The sequence below is a fragment of the Hymenobacter endophyticus genome (genome assembly GCF_032464715.1).
GTDB classification, from domain to species: Bacteria; Bacteroidota; Bacteroidia; order Cytophagales; family Hymenobacteraceae; genus Hymenobacter; species Hymenobacter endophyticus.
The window spans coordinates 382,581-404,369 of sequence record NZ_JAWDJT010000002.1; the positions used below are offsets into that span (position 1 = coordinate 382,581).

Genomic DNA, 21,789 nt, shown 5'->3' on the forward strand with positions numbered 1-21,789 from the left:
ATAATAACATGAAACAACCGCGTAATAACAGCCAAACTTCCACCCTTCACGAACTGGTCCGGCAGTTAGGAGCAAGGACTACTATTGTGCAGGACACGCTGGAAAAGCTTACGCAGCAAGGCCATAGCTTCACCCGCAGCACTATCCATAGCGTCATCCGGCGGGGTTACGGTACCCCGGCAATTATTAATGCACTACTGGAGACCATTGAGCAGGAGAAAGCCGCGCAGCGCATCATCCAACAACGCATTGCCCAGCTAACCGAGCAGTAGCCATGCAGACCGTCGTCCTCATTCCTGAGCCCGAATGGAAGCAGATTCTGGGGCGTCTGGAGAAACTCGAAACGGCCGAGCAGCACCGGGCCAGCGCAGCAGAAGCTCCTCCGGATGAGGTGCTGCCAACCGAGCAGGCCGCTGCCTACATCGGTCTGTGTGCCGAGGCCCTGCGACGGGCCCGCCGCCTGGGCCGCATTCCCGGTGTACGCCTCAACGACAAGGACTGGGGCTTCCGCCGCTCCGCCCTCGATGCCTACCCGCGCCGCTACCACCGCCCGGCCGCCCCCTGACGCTTAACACCAACAGCCGGCCTGCTCGTTAAATTGGGTATCATTTTACCCTTTACCCTGCTGTCATGCAAGCTGTTATCATGGTTTCCGAGGCCGAGTGGAATGGCCTCCTCAATGAAGTGGCCCGCCTCCGGACGGAGGTGGAAAAACTGACCACCCCGGCTACGCTGCCCGCCCTTCCCGACCGCATCCTCAATGTGCGTGAGGCCGCCCAGTACCTCCGGCTTAAGCCCGAGGGCATCCGCAAGGCCCGCCGTCAGGGTCGCCTGCAAGGGCTGCATATCAATGAAAAGGAGTGGGGTTTCCGGCTTTCCGAGCTCAATCGCTACCTCACCCGCTACAACCGCCGCCCGCTGGACGGCCCATTACCAGACTAACCCTAGCCTATGACCACCCAGCTTGCCCCCATCGTCGGCCCCGACGCACCGGCCACGCCGTCCGTCATCCGCATCCAGAAAGCTAAAGTCAAAAATCAGCAGCTCGCCTGCGAATTCACGGAGCAGCGCACCGAAGAGGCCCCGCCCCGTGCCTTCACGCTCACCGCGCACGAGCTGGTTCACCCCGACCTGCTGCACGCCTTCAGCCGCTTGGTGCCGCACCTGTGTCTGCTGACCGAGCAGCTAACGGAAACTCCCACCTACTGGCCCGAAGATCCGGCCGAAGCGTTGCCCCCGCACTTCGACCAGTTCAGCGTCACCGGCCTGAGCATCGGCCAGGGCGGCAGTGGGGTTACACTCGTTGGTCAGCGCATGCTCAGTGGAGGCAAGTTTCTCAACCTCACCAGCCCTTACGTCACCTACGACGATGAAACCAGCCAGGCCTACGGCTACGCGGGCCTGCTCGAAACGGCTGTCCTCGACTCTTTAACCGAAGTGGAGGCGGCCCTCCGAGGCAAATGCACCGGGCACCGGCAGCTGGCTCTATTTGACTCACCCCTCCAGCTCCACGAATAGCTCCGGATCAGCATGCAACACATCGTCTGTTTTTCCGGCGGCCACAGCTCCGGGCTGGTGGCCCTGGCCGTCGTGCGACGTTTCGGCCCGCAGCAGGCCATCCTGCTCAACCACGACATTCACCCGCACAAGGAGGATGCCGATATCAAGCGGTTCAAGCGCGACATAGCTGCCCACCTGGGTGTGCCCATCACCTATGCCAACCACGGCGGCCTGCCTGCCGGGCAGTTGCCCGACCAGTTCCAGGTCAGCCTGGCGGCCGGCGGCTTCAAGCAGCCCGGCAGCGGTAATGCTTTCTGTACCCATGAGCTGAAGACCAAGCCCTTTCACGCCTACCTGAAACAGTATCATCCGCCCGGCCAGGCCGTCGTTTATTACGGTTTCGACGATGACGAGCAGGAGCGCATCGCCCGCCGGCGCCACATCCTGGGAGCCCTGGGTTACGATACCTGCTTTCCGCTGGCCGAGTGGCCCGACACGTTGGAGTCGACGCGGGAGGTCGGCATTGAGCCTCCGCTCACCTACGCCACCTACAAGCACGGCAACTGCGCCGGCTGTCTCAAAGGTGGCATCCAGCACTGGTACGTCACCTTCTGCCACCGCCCCGACGTCTATGCCGAAGCGGAAGCCGCCGAAGCCACTTTAGGCTACACTATCAACCGCAGCCGGGCCTACAAGCGCGTCACGCCCCTGCCGCTGGCCGAGCTGCGGCCAATCTTCGCCCGCATGCAGGCCGACGGCGTCCCCGATACGGAGCACTATGCCATCGGCAAGTTTTCCTGGGATCTGCGGCGCTATCAGGTAGACGGGGCCGACATCCGCAAGCCGTGCGAGTGTTCTTTCTAACGCCGCCGGCTTGTGAACTACATCCGCCACACCCGCGCCATCCATGAGCAGCTGAGCCGCCAGCCCGCCGCCACGCCCCACCACGTCAGCCTCTACTGGGCCCTGTTCTTCCAGTGGAACGCCAGCCACTTCTCCCCCGGCATCGACCTCCACCACCAGACCAGTATGCAGGCCGCCCACATCGGCAACGCACGCACCTACCGGGCAGCCCTGCGCGACCTGGAAGCCTGGGGCCTGCTCACCTACCAGCCCAGCACCTCCCGGCACCAGCCCAGCCGCTGTTTTCTGACCGACGCATCGGGGGCAGAAGTGCCCGAGGTAAACCACTCTACTACGGGCGAAACTGCCCCCGATAAATCACCTGCTACCACGGGCAAAAATGCTCCCGATACCACCCGGTTATCAGGGGCAAAAGTGGCCCCGGTAAAAGGCTCATCAGGAGCAGAAGTGCCCCCGGTACTCCTTATAGGGAATAAAACAGAGGGTAGTAGTAAACATTTACATCAAAACGGCAGCGGCGGCCCGAAAAAAAAAGAGGGGCAGGTTTGGCCGGACGAAGAGCTTTCAGATGGACACTCTACATCTGATCTGATAAGTCCAACCAACGGCACAGGCAAGGACCCCAAGACGCCGCGAATAAAGTGGGGCGTTGCGCCAAAAAAGGAGAAGGCGGGCTCCAGCCCCGCACGACGTCCAGAGGTACCCTTTGCGGAATCTGAGTTGGCCAGCTACGAAGACTTCGCCACTGCTTTTGCCGGCACCGACTACGCACTGGCTGACCTACGCTACTACCACGCCCGCATCAGCGCTTGGCGGCAGAAGGGCCACCCGCCCCGCCGCCGCGACTGGCATGCCACCGCCATCCAATTCTTCCTCAACGATGCTCACGATAACCGCCTCAAACTGGCCCCCGGCGTCAGTGCCTACCAACCCGGCGCTGCGTCCCCCGACGCCGGAACACTCTTTGCTCGCACTGGCTACCGCTCCAAGTACGATTCGTGAGCTGGCCGGCACGTCCAATCCCGAAGCCCGCGCCCTGCTGGCCGAGCTGTCGGTAGGCCTCACGCCCCTCCAGGCTGCGCAAGCCCCCAAGCTGTTTCAGCTTCGCCGCCAGCTAGGAGAGGCCGTACTGATCAAGCTGCTGGTCATCATCCTGCGGGCATTTCTGGACTCGCTGCGGGTGCCCGACAAGCCCGAGGCGGCCGACATCCTGGAGCTGGCCGATACCCTCGCCCATACCTACACCCACGACAGCCTCAAGGACATCATCCTGGCCCTGAAGGAAGCCCGCACCCGGGGCAGCAAGTTCTATCAGTCCCTCGACCCGTCCCGCATCTACGCGCTGCTACAGGAGTATTTCAACCGCAAAGCCGAACGCCTCGAACAGCTGCACCTCGACCAGAAGGCCCAGCAGGCCAGCAACCAGCAGCAGGAACTGACCCAACTGCAGCAGGCCGCCCCCCAGCTTACCCAGGGCCTGGCCCGCCGCATCCCCGACGACCACCCCAACGCCGATCATATCCGCCAGCGTCTCACCATCATCCGCCAGAAAGAAAAGCGCGGCTTACTCACGCCCGAACAGGCCGAGCAGTTGCGCGCCGAAACCACCGCCGCCACCCACCGCAACCCACGCCCTGACTGGCAGCCTTCAGAGGTTGCTCAACAAGCCATTGGACGCCGGCAGAATGCTTCCATTTCTCATTTTGCTAAGCTTCATGGTATTAATCCAGCACACTTAAGTGTGCGTTCAGACTACAAAGACAAGCCAACAGAACCTTAGTCCTGTTAACTTTACATTCCTTGCGATGAGCACTATGACGGAAGTACAATTACAGGATTACTTAGCCACAACTTATCCGCGTGAGAACGAGCGCCACGAGTGGAAGGAGTATGCCAGTCTGAAGCACAACTTTGGTGGTCATGCCGGCGAAGACCTTATTTCCTATGTAGCTGCCTTCTCTAACCTGGAAGGTGGCACGCTCATCATTGGTATCCGTGACCAAGGTCATGTCATCACCGGCTTGCAGGACCCCGCTGGCCATACCGCCGAAAATCTGCCTGAACGCTTAGCTAATAAGTGTCCCAATCTACCTACCGAAGGACTGCGCGTAGAGGAGTTTATTACCAGCGACTCTGGCAAACGTGTGTGGGTGGTGCATATTCCCAAACACCGACCCCGCAGGCCGGTCATAGCGCACGGCAGCAAATGGCAGCGCCTGGGCGATAGTCTGATTGCCCTTACCGCGGAACGTGAGGAGGCTATTCTACGCGAGCCTCTGCAGCAGCCTGAAGACTGGAGCCGAAGCATCTGCCCTGAGGCGTCCTTAGATGACTTGGATCCGGCTGCCTTGATGATAGCCCGAAACAACTACAAGATTAAGCACCCCAAGCTTGCCGCCGAGGTAGATGAATGGGACAACGCTACGTTTCTTAACAAAGCCAAAGTCTGTATAAACGGTCAGATTACCCGGGCAGCTTTGCTGCTGTTGGGTCGCGAAGAGGCAGTGCATCATCTGCACCTTTCCCCACGCATCACCTGGATCCTCAAAAACGAACGCGGCGAAGAGTTGGATTATCGTCACTTCAATCCTCCTTTTCTACCTGCTGTCGACGATCTGTATCTGCTCATTCGCAACCTGCGCTACCGCTACATTAAGGATGAGACCCTGTTTCCGGAAGAAGCTGAAATGTACGACCGGTTCGTAGTACGTGAGGCCTTGCACAATTGCATCGCTCACCAGCAGTATCAAGGCAATACTGGGCGTATTTCGGTTGTGGAAATGCCCGATCAACTAGTTTTTCTCAATGCTGGTCCGTTCCTGCCAGGTAGTGTCGAGAATGTTATCCAGCGTGATGCACCAGAACCCGACGGCCAGAATCCGTTTCTAGCTGAAGCCATGGTCAATCTGAATATGATTGACACCATCGGCAGTGGCATCAAGCGAATGTTTCGCCTGCAGCGGGAAAAGTATTTCCCGCTACCCGACTACGAAATAGGCAATAACTTGGTGAAAGTTACCATTATCGGCCGTGTTCTGGATATGGCTTACGCCCGCGTGCTGGCCCGTCACCCTGACCTGACCCTGTCAGAAATAATGTTGCTCGACAAAGTACAAAAACATAAGCCACTGACTACTGGCGAGGTAGAGCACCTGCGCAAGCGCCGCCTAGTGGAAGGTCGTAAGGACAGCCTATATATCTCCAGCGGCGTAGCGGCTAAAACCAGCCAGAACGTCACCTACCTTAAAAATAAAGGCCTTGGCAATGCTCATTACGAAGGGCTTATCGTAACCCTTGTCGACTCCTGCCAGGGAGTTTCCCGGCACGATATCAACGAGTTACTATGGGATCAGCTGCCACTACAGCTCTCCGAGGAAGCCAAAACCAAAAAGATAGACCAGTTCATCAATAAGTTGCGCCGTCAAGACCGCATACACAATGTGGGCAGTCGTACGCAATCATGTTGGGTGAGCGGTAAAGCGGTGTCAGCAGCCCTTGGTCCCCTTCCCCAAAAAGCAGGGCGCCTAATTGAAGGAGAACAGGAATCACAGGGCATCTAGCTCTTTCATCGTGTTTCGTCAACAACGGAATGACGAAAGAATGACGATAGATTGATGAAAGCCCTTTCGATAAAATATCCCCCAATAGCCCAATAAGCTACTTTTTGTGACGAAACGTGACGAAACGTGACGAAACGTGACGAAACAAATACGTCTTGAGCTGACAGCCTGTTTCCGGGTGCCAGATTGCTGAGCCCTGACAGGGAAGCACGACTCAATACATTTCCACTACCGGCCCCAGCCTCATGCGCATCCTCGTCATCCCCGACCTGCACGGCCGCGCCAACTGGCAGCAGCCAGTAACGGACTTTCTGACGGCCGCCGTTCCAACTGACCGGGTAATCTTCCTCGGCGACTACCTCGACAGCTTCACCGTCGCCGACCAGCCCATGCTCGATAACTTCATCGACGTGCTGCTGCTGCGCGAACGGGAACCCGAACGGGTTATTCTGCTGCTGGGTAATCACTGCTTCCCCTACCTGTTTTACCCCACTTTTCAGTGCTCCGGCTTTCGCCCCCAGTTGGCCCCGGCTCTGCATAACCTGTTCAAAACGCACCGTCCCCTGTTTCAGGTGGCCTGGCAAGGTGGGCCCTACCTGTTCACCCACGCCGGTGTCTCCGAAATGTGGCTGGAGGTCAACCGGCTGGCCATCCGCTTTTTGATTGGCAATCATGCCCGCCCCGATAACCTGGCCGATACGCTCAACCAGTTGCTCACGTCGGAGCAGGGCCGGCATCTGCTCTGGCAGGTATCCGGCTACAACGGCGGGCGTGACCGGGTTGACGGTCCCCTGTGGGTGCGTCCGGTGCACCTGAGCCGGGGCCTGCTGCCCGGCCTGATCCAGGTGGTGGGCCACACGCCCCAGCCGCACATCTATTCCGACATCAACGAAGCCACCCAGACCGGTTTCATCGTTGCCGACTGCCACGACCGTAGCCCCGACGAGTTCCTGACCCTGCAGCTCCCGCAGTAACCTGCCGGCCAGAGTCATTGGTCATCCTACCAAGCGTAGGCTTCCCGTTGCGCCACCAGATTCTCCACCTGCGGCCACCACTTCCGTACTTTCGGCAACTGCAGCTGCTTGCCATTAAACTGCTGCACGCCGTACGCATGCCCGCCCAGCTCCCCGAAGCCTTCCGTGATGCGCACCCGGTAGTCGGTGTCAATCCAGAACAGATGCCGGTCAAACGCACGGTGCAGGTTCGGGCACAGCGCCAGCCCATTGCCAATGGTGTCGTCGTGGCTAACTGACCAGGGTACGATGTGGCAGGCATCCAGTAGGGGCGCCGCCCCGGTCGTACTCAGCAGCTGCAGACCCGACACGGCACAGGTCGAGCTGTACGCCCGCAGCACCTCCCGCCCGAATACCGCACTGCGCACCAGTACTTCCGTCTCGTCGGTCACGTCCACCTCCCGCCGGTATCTAGCCGCCGGTTCTTCCAGCATCTGCCGGCCCAATTCGTCCAGCTTTTCCTGCCCGGCCTGCGGCCGGAAGTACTGCCGCGTCAGGGGGAAATAGCGCGCCAGCAGCGCCTCACGCATTTCTTCCCGTGCCAGCGGCTGCAGCACCAGCTCCCACAACGGCGCATCCAGGTAGGCATAGGCCGTGACATCCCGCAAGTGCCCGAAGCTGCGCACTGACCGCGCCGAGGTCAGCACCAACTCCCGCCCCGGCCGGCTCTGCAGGTGCCAGAAGCCACTGCTTTGCAAGTGGAAGAAGGGCATATGAAACGGGCAGGCCGAGTACTCCGGCCCTGGGCTCAACAGCCGGCAGTACGCCTTAAAGGCAGCAATCAACTCAGGCGTAATCCGGATTTGATTGTCGCTGATGCTACCTTCTTCTATGCCTTCCAGCACCGCCAGCAGCAGCGCCGGCTTGTAGGGCGCCTCCAGCTTCATTCCCCCGATGGTGGAGGAAGCCAGCTTCAGCCGGGTCAGCTTAGCCGTATAGCGCGTCAGATCAGTCACGGGTAGATAGTTGGTTTGCCTTAAAAGTAAGGACGTCGGCCGCAATGCTTGGTGCTTATCACAGTGAATAGTGCCCTCAAATCATACCCAGAAAATATTCGGTTTCATCTGCAGGCCTTCATGACTAGGAAGGGCAGTCTCCTGCCTTCAACAACTTCTAAATGTGGAAGGAGATACGTCATACAGTTATTGCTATTTAATTTAGTCTAATTTATTGCGTGTCTATTTCGACCCTTAAATCACCCTCCTTATGTGCATTATTCGCATAAAAACGCGTTTTCTAAAGCCGATTATATCATGCATTTGACTTTATATCCATTCACTTGTGCCATTGTTATGCGAACAAACTACTAACTATTTTAGTATAATTGCTGTGCTTAATACATTGCCCACTCCTTATGACGTCCATCGAACTTATCGAAGTCGGTGACCCCACCACCACGGTGTGGCTACCCTTGTTCGCCACCCTGGTGCCCGCCGGCTTCCCGTCGCCTGCCTCCGATGAGTTGGAGGAGTTGTTCGACCTCAACCGCATCCTGTTCCGTCACCCCGAAGCTACCTACCTCATCCGGGTAGCCGGCGAGAGTATGAAGAATGCGGAAATCCACACCGGCGACCTGTTGGCCGTCGACAAGCACCTGGAAGCCGACCATAACCATATCGTGGTGGCCGTGGTGGATGGGGACTGCACCGTGAAGCGCCTAGTCCGTCGCGGCACCAGTTGGTGGCTACAGGCCGAAAACCCCGACTACCAGGACTACGAAATCACCGAGCCGGAGAATCTACGCATTTGGGGCGTGGTTACCCATGTAGTCCACGAGCTGATACCCGGCAAGCTCACGGCGCTTCTGCGCAGCCGCGACTAGAAGGACCAGAACAGAACGTCATGCTGAGCGAAGTGCAACGAAGCCGAAGCATCTCTACCGCTTCGTTGCGCCTGACAACCGGCAGCTAACAACTTATTATGTACGGCTTAGTCGACGGCAATAACTTCTACGTCAGCTGTGAGCGGGTTTTTCAGCCCCGGCTCGAAGGCCGCCCCGTGGTGGTGCTCAGTAACAATGACGGGGCGGTAGTGAGCCGGTCGGCCGAGGCCAAGCAGCTCGGCATTCCCATGGGGGCACCCTTCTTCAAAGTGCGCGAGTTGCTGCGCCAGCACCAGGGCCACGCCCTCAGCTCCAACTACGTCCTCTACGGCGACATGAGCCGCCGCGTCATGGCCCGCCTGGCTGCCCACGTACCCGCCGTGGAAGTGTACAGCATCGATGAGGCGTTTCTCGACCTGCACGGTCTCACCACCTACTGCGGCACCCTCGACGCCCGCGTCCACTCCATCCGCCGCGACGTGCTGGCCTGCACGGGTATTCCCACCTGCGTGGGCGTGGCGCCCACCAAAACGCTGGCCAAGGTGGCCAACCGCCTGGCCAAGAAACACCCCGAACTCGGCGGCATCCTGCGCCTTGATACACCCAGCCGCCGCGAGCGGGCGCTGCGCGCCCTACCCGTAGCTGACGTCTGGGGTATCGGCTACCAGTACGCCGGCAAGCTCGCCACCCATGGCATCCGCACGGCTTGGGAGCTGAGCCAGGTATCTGAGGCTTGGGCCCGCAAGCACCTTGGGGGAGTGGTGGGCTGGCGGCTGGTGCAGGAGTTGCTGGGTCAGCCCTGCCACGGGCTGCTGCCTTCCGAAGACGGCACCCTCGCCCGCCAAAGCATCAGCTGCTCCCGCTCCTTCGGCCAGCGGCTGGCCACCTTCGAAGACCTGTGGGGTGCCGTTGCCACCTACCTCAGCCGCGCCGCCGAAAAGCTGCGTGCCCAAGGCGACCAGGCCCACATCCTCACCGTGTATATCAGTCAGGACCGCTACGATACCCGCGTGCAGCCGCCCTATACCCGCTCTGCTACGGTCACGCTGCCCAGCGGCCCCACCAGCAATACTCTCCAGCTGCTGGCCTATGCTCACCGCCTGCTGGAAAAGCTCTACGAGCCCGGCCGCCTCTACGCGAAAGCCGGCGTGGTGCTTGATGGGCTGGAGCCCCCCGGCCGTGGCCAGCAGTTGAGTTTGTTTGCCCCGGCTGCCGAAGCCCTGGTGCCCGCTCCCGACACCGGCCGCACCCAGCAGCTCATGCACACCCTCGACACGCTCAACCGCCGCTTCGGCCGCGGCACCGTGCGCCCAGCCGCCACCGTAGTAGCAACTGGCCAAGCCGCCCCCTGGCAGGGTAAAGCGCAGCACAAAAGCCAGGCCTTTACTACCCGGCTGGAGGACTTGATGCTTATTGATTAACTCAGCTCGCCTATTTGTTGCGCGCGTACAGCTCCCGCAGCTTTTCCTGCAGCTCAAATCTGGAAAGCTCAGTAAGGTCTTTGAATGTGATTCTCCCTTCGAAGTACGCCCGTTCCCGCAAATGCTCCACGTAGGCGTTATAGTAGCCCGCCTGCAGTGAGATATGAATCACCAGTCGATCCATTTCCAGCGCGTGCGTTATTCCATCCACGTAGTAGCTGTACTCCCCGGTTTGGGCCCCGACTAAAGGCAGCTCCACTTGCTCATATAGCCGCGGGGTCACCGGTAGCCGGCACTGCACCTCCACAGTTTTGCGCTTGCCGTGCAGGTATAGATGGTGCACCACTTCCTGTACCTGCAGCACGTCCGGCTCCGTGGCCAGCAGCCCGATCAGATCCGCATAGCAGGCTTCCAGCCACCACCGGAAGAGGGCAGGCTTCAGTCCCAGCTTCTCCTGCAGCTCCTTGGCCATCGGTGTCTGCTCGCTACCTACCCACGGCAGCAGCTCCGTCACCAGCGGCGCATACGCCTTGCCTTCCTGGGCCAGCAGCCGCTGCAGCGCCGCCCGGCTTTTGGTCAGATTGTACAGCATCTACGAAGACTTGACAAGGGGTTCCGGCAGGATAATCTTCTTCTTTCTGGGCATAGCGGACGGGTCGAGTGGCTAGGTGGTTCAAGCGTACAGAAGTTATGCGGATTTGCGTATTCCGATGGCATCAGTCCTTACCTTTCTACTATGAAAGCTCTCCGTCTGCCCGTTGCCCTCTGTGCCCTCAGTTTCGTGGCAGCCTGCTCCACCACCAAAGACCCGGCTCCGGCGCAGCCGAACACTCCAACTACTCCCACCACACCTGCGCAGCCGCTTCCCGATCACCTGACACTGGGCAACCCCAGCGGCGCTACTGCGGATGCAGCCCAGCCCACCAATTACCTGCTCAGCAAGCCGCAGTATGCCCTGAGCTACCACCGGGACCGGGGCATCCCCAACTGGGTCAGCTGGCACCTCGACGCTACCTGGCGCGGCTCCGCCGCTCGCCAGGATGATTTTCGCGCCGACAATACCCTGCCCGCCGGCTGGTACCAGGTGCAGGCCACCAGCTACTCCGGCTCCGGTTTTGACCGCGGCCATATGTGCCCCAGCGCCGACCGCACGAACACCATCGCCGACAATTCGGCCACGTTCTTCATGACCAATATGGTACCCCAGGCCCCCCGCAACAACCAGCAGACCTGGGCTAACCTGGAAGATTACACCCGCTCGTTCCTGACCACCGGCAACGAGGTGTACATCATCTGTGGCAGCTACGGCCGCGGCGGCACCGGTTCCAACGGCGGCATCACCCAAACCCTCGATAACGGCCGTGTCACCGTTCCCAACCGCCTTTGGAAGGTAGTAGTCATCCTGCCCACCGGCACCGATGATGCCACCCGCGTCACCACCAGCACCCGCATAATTGCCATCGACACCCCTAACGACAACTCCATCAACACCAACTGGGGCCAGTACCGCGTCAGCGTCGACGCCATCGAAACCGCCACCGGTCTTGATCTGCTGTCTGCCATTCCCAGCGCCGTGCAGCAGGTGGTGGAGGCGCAGGTGGATAATGGGCCTACCAACTAGGCCATCCGGTAAGAGCAGCTTCGCTTCCGAGAAAATGGTCGTCAGGTAAGCTCTGTTTCCTTCACCGGCCAATCGAGTACCCGCGGCTGGGCGCCGACCCGCGAGTTGATAACGATGCTCACGCTATCCGCCAACCGGCCATGCCCCGGCTCCAGCACATGGTCCCGGTTAAGAATCTGCAGGGCTTTCCGGAAGAACTGCTCCAGCGCCTCCATGTTCTTTTTGTAGTCAACGTCAGTCTCCGCCACGGCATTGAGCAGCGCCAGCTCCAGCACCATGCTGTCAAACCAGCCAACCGGGCACTGGTAGCCGATAGCCCAGCGGATGCTGGTATCCTTCACCAGCTTCACCAGATCCTGCGGGTCTTTGCACACCTCACACGAGCTGATAATAACGCCCTCCAGCCGGTCAGTACGCTCCTGAATAGCCGTTCGCAGATCCGCAAACCGGACATTGTTGAGCATCCGGCCGCTGCCATGCGACCCCACGTACAGCACCTGACGCGGCTCCTTGGTAAGACGCAGGTCATAGTCCAGCGCACTCCGCAACCCGTTCAGGTCGTGAAAAGTGGAATGATACACGGCCAGATTATCATGGATACGCTCCAGCCCCTCAAAAAAGGGCTGCACTGACAGTCGGCGGGTACCTTTTCTGGGCTCATCCCAGGGATTCTCCAGTATGAGGAGGGCAATTTCTGCAGTCATTTCTATAGAAAGTGTGCGGTTAATCCAGCTCCCTACCCACGCAGAAAAGCAACTACCAGCCCGGCCAGCGCGGCCAGCGCGGCCAGCAGCGTAACCAGCCCCACCATTTGCTGCCGTTTCAGCAACCCCTGCTGCGCCACCACGGTCTGCTGCAGCTCGTCCACCTTCCGGCGGAGCTCCTGGTCCGGGGCTAGGGGTAGCGGAGCTTTCGGTTTAATCAGCGGAGCAAGAGCTTGCTGCAACTGGTCCTGATACTCCACCGGCAGCTTGCGTTGCTGTGCGGTTACTTCCGTGAGCTGCCGGCCCGTCGTCTTCATTAAATTCTGCAACTCGTCCAGCTTCTGGTACAGCCGCTGGTCCGGGGAGGTAGTAACTGCTACTGGTGCCTGAGGTTTGAGTAAAGGTTGCAGCAGTTGCAGCAACTGGCTTTGCCACTCCGCCGGCAGCTTTTTCTGTTGCGCAACTTGCTCTGTGAACTGTTGGCCCACTGTCTGCACGGCCCCCTGCAACTCCTCCAGCTGGCGGCTCTGTGCCTGTCGGCCTACTGCCAGCGTCTCTAGCTGCGAGAAGGCCTTACTCTGCTGCTCGCGAATGGCCTGAGTGTGCTGCAATAGCTGCCCCAGTGTATGGCCATATTGGTGCGTTTCCCGCACCTCCTGCACGGTTTGCTGCAGCAGTGTTTCCAGCTCCTGCGACAGGTGATGCGCCACACCCTGCGTGAGCTGCTGCTCCACCTTCGCCAGCATCTGCGACAGCTGCCCCTGGTGCTCTTCCACTTTGGCCAGTGCACGCTGGTGCTGCTCCTCGTTTGCCTGGATATTATGTGGCTCTGCCTGGCTTGCGGTCAACTGCTCCACGGCCTGCCGCAGCAGCTGCTGTTGGGCAGTTACCGCTTGCACAAGGTCTGCTACCTGTGTGGCCATGTCGGCCGCCGGCGGCTGCGGCAGCCGGTCCACGTAGTCCGACAGCTGCCGGCTCAGTTGGTCCTGCCGTTCCACCACCTGCTCCGCGGCGGTAATGGCCTGCGTGGCGGCCGACTCCGACAAGCTCAGATGGCTCACGGCCGACTTGAGCCGGCGCAGCTCCTGCTCCAGCTCCTCGAATACGGTTTCGGTAGGGGTGGTCGTAAATTGTTCCTGTGACATGAAGAATAGAATTGACGGTTAAGCGGGGTAGCCCGCCAGAAACCGGGCATTAAGATGGCGCATCTGTCGAAGCATATTATGGGCTTCGGCCTGCCGGCCGCCGCGGGGAGAGGTGGCCGGATCTGGCTTCGGTCTGGGAGGAATTTTCTCGTCGTTTACCTCCAGTTCCAGCGGCAAAAAGTCACTCTCCGGGTTGTAGGGATGCTGCCGGTTGGGTCCGGCTTCAATGGCGGCATCCAGTCGTTTCTGCCACCGCGCAAATGCCTGGTCAAGGCCACGCTGCCCCCGAATGTTGCGCACGTAGCCCAGATGACACCGCAGTCGGTGCGGTGCCCGCCCGGGCGCCAACAGGGCCGAGCGGATACCCTGCACGCCCTGCAGCAGATCGTGCAGGCGTTCCAGCGCCTGCCGCAGGTGCTGCAGCGGGGCCCGAAATACGTAGGTGGCCCGATTGGCGTGCGCGAACTGCGGGGCCCACACAAACAGTACTTCCTCCTGCATCGGAACAGTATACAGCACCGTCTGCCAAGGAAGTACCTGCTGATCCGGCACTGTTTCGTCGTCGTTGTCGAGCGAAGCACCCGGCAATAGCCTGGGTTGTCTGCTCATTCTTTCGGTCAGCACTACTGGTGCCACCGGCGCATCCTCCGCCAGCTCCAGCAGGTAGGCGCTCAGCTTATCGTGAAGTGCCATATCCTCCCAGTAGCTCGCCGGGTTGTCTGTGGTGCCATGCTTATCCCGGTCCCGCTGATACACTATCCAGGGTCGGCGCTTACCGTCCACCGGATGCTGGGTCAGTGCAGCTTCCAGCCCCTGAATCTTTATCAGCTCCAGCGTCTGATCATCCACGTAAGCCAGTACCGGGCAACCAGACCAGGGGTCCTGCAGAAACTTGCCGTTCCAGCTGTCCTCCGCGCCCGGATAGGCGCACGGTCGGGTATGCTTCTTGTCAGCCAGCTCCACCTCCAGCAGGCCTTCCCCAGGGCAGTAGCAGTGGGCCAAGCATACCCGATACACGCTCACTCCATCCTGCTGGCGCATCAGCCACCGGCGGCGCAGGTGCAAGGCTCCTTTTACGTCCGATTCCGCCTTTCCGGCGCGCTGCAGGTAAGGGAGTCCTAGCTCCAGAAACTGCTTCTGCTCCGCCGTCCGCAGCCGGCTGTAGCCGCGCCGGAATGTGTAATAGTTGAACGTGCGCTCCTGGCTCTCCGCCGGCAGCGTCATCCACAGCCGCACTTTCACCACGCCCTCGCATCGGCTCAGCAGGCCGTCCTCCAGCTCCCCCCAGGCCGGCAACTCCACCACGGCCAGCGCGTGGTAGTCGCGCAGCAGGATCCACATCTGGCCGGCCAGTTGCTGATCCTCTTCCTGCCAGTACTGCTCGGCCAGCCATTCCTCAATTTCCTCCGCCCCCGGAGCCAGCCAGGCAATCAGGTGAATGTCTGTACCAAGGGAGCTGAGTCGCAGGACAGCTTGCATGCGCTCCACCACCGTCCACCATCCACCTTCTCCCGGGGCTTCGGTTGGATAGCCATAGAGCCAGAGATTCGCCCTCTGGTAAGCAGTCAGCTCCGCGTCCAGATAAGAATCTACTGCCCGCAGCAGTGCGGGATGATGAGCCGCCGTCGGCAGCCAGCCCTTTACTGCCGGAAACTGCTGCTCAAAAAGACTGGCCTGCAGGTTACCCAGCCCTTGCCACGCTCGTACCACGGCTTCCGGGAGATCGTATGCTTTGGCAACACCTCCGGCGATGGACTCATTCATGTGCCGCACCACAAACTCCACCAGCTCTGCCTGCTCCACGTCCGGCCGATTTCCCGCCAGTCCGGCAGCCCACCATTGCAGCTGCCCCGGCGCATCCAAATGCGGCAGTACTCGTTCGCGTACCAACGTCCGGAGGCGGACGCGCCCCTGATATTCCACGTCGGCGTGCCGGGAGTTAGCCCAGGCGGCGTTAGGCGGCTGACACTGCTGCAGCATACTCCGCAGCCAGGGCAGAATCAAGGCCGGCTCCTGCCCCAGTCTTGCCGTAACGGCCTCCGCAAACTTAAGCAGATAGGGTACCCGCGAGTTGGGATATTGCCCCTTGAGAATCCGTTGCTCACAGAGCAGATCCGCTACCACAGTCAACAACGGTCTTGTGGCCGTCGGCAGATAAGCCAAGAGCTCGGTCAACCGTACTCGGGTTGCCTTCTCTGCTATTGCCCGCCATGCCGGATGCTCTTCCGTTGCCAAGGCCCGGGCAATAACCTCCCAACCCGGAGAAGCTGCCTGTAGTCCATCCAGCCACCACTGCAGTTGCTGCTCATCCGGGAAGCCGGCCAGTAGCTCATTGCGTACATTCACCGCTCCAGGTTCATAACTGCTGCGGCTGCTCAATACCGTCAGCAGGACCTGGGCCTGCTCCTTCTTTCGCTCAGCGGTAAACAGCACCGTTGTCACGTACTGCAGCAGTAGCTCCACCGGGTACCGTTGAAACAACTGGGGCCAGCCCGCTTCGGGCGTAGTCTGCACCATGGCACCGAACTGCTCCACGGGCGGCGGCGGCAGCAGGTGCCGCTGCCAGTAGTCGTAGTATTGCCCCGAATCCAGCTCCTGCACCAGCAGACTGACCAGCCGGTTGTACCGGTACTTCATTGAGGGCTCCGATGGGGCATACTGCCGGGCTATTTCCAGACCCAGCTCCACCATCGCCGACGGTCCGTTGGGCCGGACTGCCAGGAACTGATCCAGCAATTCCGGCAGGGTGCCGGTCGTGGCGCGCGTAAGTATCGCCCGGGCCTGGTCCACCGTGGCTGCCGCCAGTGCTGCCTGCAACACGCCGACACCGGGTTGTTGCCTGCCTCCTAAGAGCCAGAAGTCTACCTGCGCAGCGGCCGGCCAGTGCGCCTCGGTCAGGGCCAGCACCCGTTGCAGCAGCTCTGCCAGCTGTGGCTGCCCTACCCAGACCTTCTGCGCCTGATGCACCCAGGCTACCGGCTGAGTCCGCCTCACCCAGGCCAGCAAAGGTTCTTCCAGCAGGTTGAGCGCCTCTGCGCTCAGCTTCCGCCACCCCGCTTCCGGATTTTCTCCAGCCGCACTATCAAAGAAATGCGTCAGCAGGATGTCACCTGCGGGCTCGGGCAGCAGATCCGCCAGCCACCACTCCAGCCACGCTGCCCCCGGCAGATCGGTCACGGTCTGCTGCAGGGTCAGCATGGCCTCCTTGGCCCAGGCTATCGGCAGCCCGCTGGTTGGTTGCGGAGTTTCCCAGTAAGGGCGTGGTGCCGGCGGAATGGTGGCCTTCTGCAGAACCTGCAGCACCGCCTTGATGGCTTGGGCCCGCTCCCCCAGCCACGGCCCCTGGCGGCCGGACTGCGCGAGTGCCGGAAGAGCATCCGGCCGCTCCGCCAGCCGTTGCAGCACGGCCTGTACTGTAGCCGAAACCTGGGTCAGTAGCTGCGCGGCAATGAACTCCGTTGGCAGCCAGAACAACTTGTTTTGCTCCCAGGCCGCGTACAGCTCGGCATCGTTCACTTGACCCATCAGGCATTCGCGCACCCACGTTTCCCGGGTTGCCGCGTCCGCCAGCGGCACCAGGCTGCCCAGTGCCGGGAGCCGGCCCGCCACCGGAATGGCGAGAAGCATCTCCCGGCCAACCTGCCGGAGGCAATTATTCCGCCGACAGGTGCGCACCAGGCGGTGCAGCGGTTCCTGCATCCTGGTATCCGTCAATGCCAGGTGCAGCCGTCGGCCCAGCTCGGTCACCAGCATGCTCTGGTCCGGCGTCAATACCAGCCCTTCTTCCCACCAGTAAAAGCGCGCCAGCTCCGGCAAAGGCAGCTGACTCAGGGCTGCGGGTTGCAGCAGCGGCTCCGTCTTCATCAGCTCCGGTGCTGCCTTCAGCCACTGGGCCACCAACCGGTAGTCCGCCAGGGGCGAGGTGGGGGCCAGCCGGGCCAGCCGCGCCAGCACGCTCTGCTTCAGTAGCACCGCCGGCAACCGGCGCGCCGCCGGGCCCAGTATCGTCAGGTCAGTTGCCTGCTCCAGCAGGTTCAACAGCGTAGTATCCTCCAGGTAGTGGGCGTAGCCATCCTGCACCAGACGCTGACCGGTCTCCACCGAAGTGGCTGCCCGGAACGTCCCGGGCTCCATCGACCATGCATCCCATTGCTGCAGTAGTCCTTTCAGGTGCTCATACTGCTCGTCGCTGCTCACTTCGCCCACCGCCTCCAGTTGCTCAAGCAGTTCGGCTTTACCCGTCTTAACTGCCTGCTCATCCGCCAGCAGGGCCGCCGCCAGCGCTTTTTGCTGCTCGCTCCCCGGAGCCACCACGGTGATGTCTGTGGCCGTGGCCAGCGCGTTATCGGTCACCGTGTAGCGCACCAACAGTACACTGCCCGGTCTCACGTTGTGTTGGGTTCGCAGCAGCGTGCTCACCTCAATGCCCGGCGCAAAACGACTCACGGCCACCCCCCACCCCACGTAGCGCGCCGGCACCAGCCGCGGTGGCTGGTGCGCCTTCAGGTGGCCAGGGGGCAGCTGCCGGACGGAGCGCGCCACTGAATGTTGGCCATCCTGCAGCTTCACTACTACCGCTTCCTTGCCCTTCGGTCGCCACGTACCGGGCGACTTGATCTGTTTGGCGGTGAAGGAACACTGGATGCCGGTTTCACTCCGGATAACACCCCGTTCTCCATCGTAGCTGATGATAATCCCGGTAAGCATTAACGCAATTGGATAAAAGGTAAAAACACCTGCCTGTATATGGTAAATATCTAATATATAGCCACCTGGCAGCAATGCGTCAGCCAATCTACCGCATTGCACAACACAGTACAAATTCACTATCCTCCCGCTTACCCCACTGTTCAGCCGCAACCCGCAGGCAGTCAGCCACTAGCTGCCTGCCGGGCCTGAAAACTACCCGGTTTACCCACCCACTGTCTTGTCCGGCAGGACCCGATCTGCTACCTTACTACCCCTTTTTCGCTATGCTTCCCTATGTCCGTCGAATCCTCTGCTACCCCACCCGCCGATAACCCCATTCTCAACAACCCCTACGACGAGCCCCGCAAGGCCTACCAGATGGCGCCCGACGGCAGCCTCGACTACAGCGTCATCAAAACCGGCCGCCGCCCCTACACCCCCGACGCTCAGGTTCTGCCCAAGAAAGTCGGCAAGCAGAAGGAGCTCTACGACGTCGCCGATCTGCCCGCCGCCCAGGACCACCTCATCAACCGCCTCCGCAAGGAGGTCGGCCAGTGGCGCCACGATGGCTACCCCAACACCACCCGCGTCACCAAAGAGCTGCTTCTGTTCTGGTTCGAGAACAAGGAGCGCCTCGTCACCCAGCGCCTGTTCTTCGCCCAGCGCGAGGCCCTCGAAACGGCCGTCTGGCTCAACGAAGTAGCCCCCGCCCGCGCCGAGAACCGCGGCACCAGCATCCTGGCCGAGCTGGCCACCGCCTGGCAGGTCAGCGACGATGCCGACTTCAACCTGCCCCGCCTGGCGTTCAAGATGGCCACCGGCACCGGCAAGACGGTTGTCATGGCCATGCTCACGCTCTACCACTACTTCAACCGCCAGGAGTACCGCCAGGACACCCGCTTCGCCGACTACTTCCTCTTCGTCACCCCCGGCGTCACCATCCGCGACCGGCTCGGGGTGCTCTACGTCGATACTCAGGCCCAGACGGCCACCGACGCCAAGGACTACTACCGCCAGCGCGGCCTCGTACCGCCCCACCTGCACCAGCGCCTCGCCGGCCTCAACGCCCGCCTCGTCCTCACCAACTACCACGCCTTCGAGCCCAAGCAGCTCCAGGGCAACAAGCGCAGCCCCTTCGACGGCAAGAAGGACCCCATCACCGGCCTCAAGGTCGAAGCCAAGGAAGACTTCGACCAGGTGATCCGCCGCCTGCTGAACTCCTTCCGTCGTGGCAGCCGCCTGCTCGTGCTCAACGACGAGGCCCACCACTGCTACCTGCCCAAAACCAAAGTGAAGGCGGCCGCCAAGGCCGAGGATGGCACCGACATCAAGGAGGAAAACGAGCGGGCGGCCGTCTGGTACCGCGGCCTCGTCGAAATCGGCCGCCGCTTCAAGCTCCAGCAGGTCTACGACCTGTCCGCCACGCCCTACTACCTCAGCGGCTCGGGCTACACGCCCTACAGCCTCTTCAGCTGGGTCTGCTCCGACTTCGGCCTCATCGAGGCCATCGAGAGCGGCCTCGTCAAGATTCCTTACCTGCCCGAGTCCGACGACACCCAGGACCTGCAGGAAGCCAAGCTGCGCGATATCTACGCCCACGTCAAGCACGAGCTGCCCAAGCGGGGCTCCCGCACCCAGAAGCTGGAAGGCAAGCCCGAGCTGCCCACCCTGGTCAAAACGGCCCTCCACCAGTTCTACGAGCACTACGAAAAGGAATTCCACCGCCTCGGCGGCCTGTTCTCCACGCCCCCGGTGCTCATCTTAGTCTGCAACAACACCAACGTCTCCTCCGAGGTGTTCAAGTACATTGCCGGCTACGAAACGGCCACCCCCGAGGGCGAGCCGCTCATCATGCCGGGCCAGTTCGAACTGCTCACCAACTTCGACCCCCACACCCGCCTGCCCCGCCAGAAGCCCCCGACGCTCATCATCGACTCCGGCGCCCTCGAAAACTCCGACCAGGTCAACGACCAGTTCAAGCGCGTGTTCGGCCCCGAGATTGAACGCTTCAAGCAGGACTACCGCATCATGCACCCCGGCCGCTCCGTCGAAAACCTCACCGACGGCGACCTGCTGCGCGAGGTGGTCAACACCGTCGGCAAAACCGGCTCCCTGGGCTCCCACGTCCGGTGCGTAGTCAGCGTAAGCATGCTCACCGAGGGCTGGGACGCCAACACCGTCACCCACATCATGGGCCTGCGCGCCTTCGGCTCCCAGCTGCTCTGCGAGCAGGTGGCCGGCCGCGCCCTGCGCCGCCAGTCCTACAACCTCGTCGGCTACGACAAGGAGGGCCAGCCCACCAAAGACAAGCGCCGCATCGTCGAGTACAAGTTCCCGCCCGAGTACGCCCACATCATCGGCGTGCCGTTCAAGCTCTTCCGCAAAGGCGCCATCACGCCCCCCGAGCCCCCCAAGCCCCTCACCCAGGTGCATGCCTTGCCCGACCGCCGGGCCGAGCTGGAGATTCTCTTCCCCATGGTGGAGGGCTACCGCCTCGAAACTGGCGGCGACGTGCTGCGCGTCGACTTCTCGGCCGTCGAGCCCTTCATCATCGAGGGCCACAAGCTGCCCACCCGCACCCGCATGAGTTCGGCCTTCTCCGAGCACGAGCAGGAGCTCAACCTCGACAACGTCCGCCAGGTGCGCCTCCAGCAGCTCGAGTACTACTACGCCAAGCTGCTCCTCTCCGACAAGCTCGCCGATTCTAACAGCAAGCCCCGCACCTATTGGTTCGGCCCTGTGCGTCAGGCCGTCGGCGAGTGGCTCCGCACCCGCGTCAGCTACCTCGGCGGGGCCTTCCCCGGCATGATCTTCTTCTACGACGACAAGGCCGTCGTCGAGCATATCGGCCGCGGCATCTGGACCGAGCCCCGCTCCACCGACCAGATCCGCCCCGTCTTCTCCCACTACAACGACAAAGTGGGCACCACCGCCCGGGTGCGCGGCGCCACCAGCCGCGAAGTGTACCCCACCACCAAAAGCCACGTCAACTACGTGGTCATGGACAGCGAGTGGGAAGGCATTGCCGCCAAGGAGCTCGAACGACTGGAGGAGATGACCGAGGTGGAAGCCTACGTCAAAAACGACTTCCTGGGCTTCAGCATCCCCTACGTCAGCCAGGCCAAGGAACGCCGCTACTTCCCCGACTTCATCGTGCGCTGCCGCCTCTCCACCGGCCAGCGGGTCAACGTCGTCCTCGAAATCAGCGGCATGGCCGAAGCCAAAACCGACAAGCGCTGGTACGTCACCGAGCGCTGGCTCCCGGCCGTCAACAACGTCGCCCCCCAGCTTGGCCTCGACCCCTGGCACTTCCTCGAAATCGCCAACGACATCCGCAACATCCGCCCCCAGCTCCAGGCCTTCCTCCAGGACCTGGAAGTCCAGTACGCGGCCAACCCGGTCCCCGTCGTCGCCCAACCCGTCAGCTAGTCCATTCCTCCCAGTTCACTA

Annotated in this window: 18 protein-coding genes; 13 read left to right on the forward strand and 5 right to left on the reverse strand. The window is 61.3% G+C overall.

The window, feature by feature from the left end; all coding sequences use genetic code 11:
* The first annotated feature begins 8 nt into the window (after positions 1-8).
* The 9 genes from ROI90_RS03975 to ROI90_RS04015 all read left to right on the forward strand — a co-directional run bounded on the left by ROI90_RS03975 (position 9) and on the right by ROI90_RS04015 (position 6,898).
* On the forward strand, positions 9-272 hold the full coding sequence (locus ROI90_RS03975; RefSeq protein WP_315997034.1) for a hypothetical protein: 264 nt from the start codon (positions 9-11) through the stop codon (positions 270-272).
* A 2-nt stretch (positions 273-274) separates the two neighbouring features.
* Entirely contained in the window at positions 275-565 is a 291-nt protein-coding gene (locus ROI90_RS03980) for a helix-turn-helix domain-containing protein (protein WP_315997035.1), read from the forward strand.
* Positions 566-630: 65 nt separating this feature from the next.
* Entirely contained in the window at positions 631-942 is a 312-nt protein-coding gene (locus tag ROI90_RS03985) for a helix-turn-helix domain-containing protein (protein ID WP_315997036.1), read from the forward strand.
* Between the two features lie 9 nt (positions 943-951).
* Complete coding sequence (locus ROI90_RS03990; RefSeq protein ID WP_315997037.1) at positions 952-1,518, forward strand: hypothetical protein; 567 nt, start codon at positions 952-954, stop codon at positions 1,516-1,518.
* Positions 1,519-1,530: 12 nt separating this feature from the next.
* Positions 1,531-2,364: an adenine nucleotide alpha hydrolase family protein gene (locus ROI90_RS03995; protein ID WP_315997038.1), complete on the forward strand. Its 834-nt coding sequence runs from the start codon at positions 1,531-1,533 to the stop codon at positions 2,362-2,364.
* A gap of 12 nt (positions 2,365-2,376) precedes the next feature.
* Positions 2,377-3,366, forward strand: a complete 990-nt coding sequence (locus ROI90_RS04000; protein WP_315997039.1) for a hypothetical protein — start codon at positions 2,377-2,379, stop codon at positions 3,364-3,366.
* Complete coding sequence (locus ROI90_RS04005; RefSeq protein ID WP_315997040.1) at positions 3,329-4,144, forward strand: hypothetical protein; 816 nt, start codon at positions 3,329-3,331, stop codon at positions 4,142-4,144. Before ROI90_RS04000 ends, ROI90_RS04005 begins: the two co-directional genes overlap by 38 nt.
* 34 nt (positions 4,145-4,178) lie before the next feature.
* Positions 4,179-5,924, forward strand: a complete 1,746-nt coding sequence (locus tag ROI90_RS04010; protein WP_315997041.1) for an RNA-binding domain-containing protein — start codon at positions 4,179-4,181, stop codon at positions 5,922-5,924.
* 245 nt (positions 5,925-6,169) lie between these two features.
* Complete coding sequence (locus ROI90_RS04015) at positions 6,170-6,898, forward strand: metallophosphoesterase (RefSeq protein WP_315997042.1); 729 nt, start codon at positions 6,170-6,172, stop codon at positions 6,896-6,898.
* Positions 6,899-6,924: 26 nt separating this feature from the next.
* Here the strand turns inward: ROI90_RS04015 and ROI90_RS04020 are convergent, their stop codons facing one another.
* A complete protein-coding gene (locus tag ROI90_RS04020) occupies positions 6,925-7,893 on the reverse strand; it encodes an HNH endonuclease (RefSeq protein ID WP_315997043.1) in 969 nt (322 codons plus the stop codon).
* 398 nt (positions 7,894-8,291) lie between these two features.
* Between ROI90_RS04020 and ROI90_RS04025 the strand changes: the two genes are divergently transcribed.
* Complete coding sequence (locus ROI90_RS04025; protein WP_315997044.1) at positions 8,292-8,759, forward strand: LexA family protein; 468 nt, start codon at positions 8,292-8,294, stop codon at positions 8,757-8,759.
* A 98-nt stretch (positions 8,760-8,857) separates the two neighbouring features.
* On the forward strand, positions 8,858-10,180 hold the full coding sequence (locus ROI90_RS04030) for a Y-family DNA polymerase (RefSeq protein ID WP_315997045.1): 1,323 nt from the start codon (positions 8,858-8,860) through the stop codon (positions 10,178-10,180).
* A 10-nt stretch (positions 10,181-10,190) separates the two neighbouring features.
* On the opposite strand, the gene ROI90_RS04035 is transcribed toward ROI90_RS04030, so the two are convergent.
* Complete coding sequence (locus ROI90_RS04035) at positions 10,191-10,772, reverse strand: hypothetical protein (RefSeq protein ID WP_315997046.1); 582 nt, start codon at positions 10,770-10,772, stop codon at positions 10,191-10,193.
* Between the two features lie 144 nt (positions 10,773-10,916).
* Between ROI90_RS04035 and ROI90_RS04040 the strand changes: the two genes are divergently transcribed.
* Positions 10,917-11,801: a DNA/RNA non-specific endonuclease gene (locus ROI90_RS04040; RefSeq protein ID WP_315997047.1), complete on the forward strand. Its 885-nt coding sequence runs from the start codon at positions 10,917-10,919 to the stop codon at positions 11,799-11,801.
* Positions 11,802-11,842: 41 nt separating this feature from the next.
* Here ROI90_RS04040 and ROI90_RS04045 read toward each other — a convergent pair whose 3' ends face one another.
* Genes ROI90_RS04045 through ROI90_RS04055 form a run of 3 tightly spaced genes read right to left on the reverse strand, consistent with a single transcriptional unit; the run spans position 11,843 to position 18,357 of the window.
* Complete coding sequence (locus ROI90_RS04045; RefSeq protein WP_315997048.1) at positions 11,843-12,505, reverse strand: hypothetical protein; 663 nt, start codon at positions 12,503-12,505, stop codon at positions 11,843-11,845.
* A gap of 32 nt (positions 12,506-12,537) precedes the next feature.
* Positions 12,538-13,650, reverse strand: coding sequence for a coiled-coil domain-containing protein (locus ROI90_RS04050; RefSeq protein WP_315997049.1), 1,113 nt, complete (start codon positions 13,648-13,650; stop codon positions 12,538-12,540).
* Between the two features lie 18 nt (positions 13,651-13,668).
* Positions 13,669-18,357, reverse strand: a complete 4,689-nt coding sequence (locus ROI90_RS04055; protein WP_315997050.1) for a hypothetical protein — start codon at positions 18,355-18,357, stop codon at positions 13,669-13,671.
* 276 nt (positions 18,358-18,633) lie between these two features.
* Here ROI90_RS04055 and ROI90_RS04060 point away from each other — a divergent pair, with 276 nt between their 5' ends.
* Positions 18,634-21,768 carry a BPTD_3080 family restriction endonuclease gene (locus tag ROI90_RS04060; RefSeq protein ID WP_315997051.1) on the forward strand — a complete coding sequence of 1,045 codons (3,135 nt, stop codon included), beginning with the start codon at positions 18,634-18,636 and terminating at the stop codon, positions 21,766-21,768.
* The last annotated feature ends 21 nt before the right edge of the window (positions 21,769-21,789 follow it).

Bases quoted from the DNA above. Each gene is read 5' to 3' on its own strand.
- ROI90_RS03975 (WP_315997034.1), top strand. From the start codon at position 9: ATGAAACAACCGCGTAATAACAGCCAAACTTCCACCCTTCACGAACTG.
- ROI90_RS03980 (WP_315997035.1), top strand. From the start codon at position 275: ATGCAGACCGTCGTCCTCATTCCTGAGCCCGAATGGAAGCAGATTCTG.
- ROI90_RS03985 (WP_315997036.1), top strand. From the start codon at position 631: ATGCAAGCTGTTATCATGGTTTCCGAGGCCGAGTGGAATGGCCTCCTC.
- ROI90_RS03990 (WP_315997037.1), top strand. From the start codon at position 952: ATGACCACCCAGCTTGCCCCCATCGTCGGCCCCGACGCACCGGCCACG.
- ROI90_RS03995 (WP_315997038.1), top strand. From the start codon at position 1,531: ATGCAACACATCGTCTGTTTTTCCGGCGGCCACAGCTCCGGGCTGGTG.
- ROI90_RS04010 (WP_315997041.1), top strand. From the start codon at position 4,179: ATGACGGAAGTACAATTACAGGATTACTTAGCCACAACTTATCCGCGT.
- ROI90_RS04015 (WP_315997042.1), top strand. From the start codon at position 6,170: ATGCGCATCCTCGTCATCCCCGACCTGCACGGCCGCGCCAACTGGCAG.
- ROI90_RS04025 (WP_315997044.1), top strand. From the start codon at position 8,292: ATGACGTCCATCGAACTTATCGAAGTCGGTGACCCCACCACCACGGTG.
- ROI90_RS04030 (WP_315997045.1), top strand. From the start codon at position 8,858: ATGTACGGCTTAGTCGACGGCAATAACTTCTACGTCAGCTGTGAGCGG.
- ROI90_RS04035 (WP_315997046.1), bottom strand. From the start codon at position 10,772: ATGCTGTACAATCTGACCAAAAGCCGGGCGGCGCTGCAGCGGCTGCTG.
- ROI90_RS04040 (WP_315997047.1), top strand. From the start codon at position 10,917: ATGAAAGCTCTCCGTCTGCCCGTTGCCCTCTGTGCCCTCAGTTTCGTG.
- ROI90_RS04045 (WP_315997048.1), bottom strand. From the start codon at position 12,505: ATGACTGCAGAAATTGCCCTCCTCATACTGGAGAATCCCTGGGATGAG.
- ROI90_RS04050 (WP_315997049.1), bottom strand. From the start codon at position 13,650: ATGTCACAGGAACAATTTACGACCACCCCTACCGAAACCGTATTCGAG.
- ROI90_RS04055 (WP_315997050.1), bottom strand. From the start codon at position 18,357: ATGCTTACCGGGATTATCATCAGCTACGATGGAGAACGGGGTGTTATC.
- ROI90_RS04060 (WP_315997051.1), top strand. From the start codon at position 18,634: ATGTCCGTCGAATCCTCTGCTACCCCACCCGCCGATAACCCCATTCTC.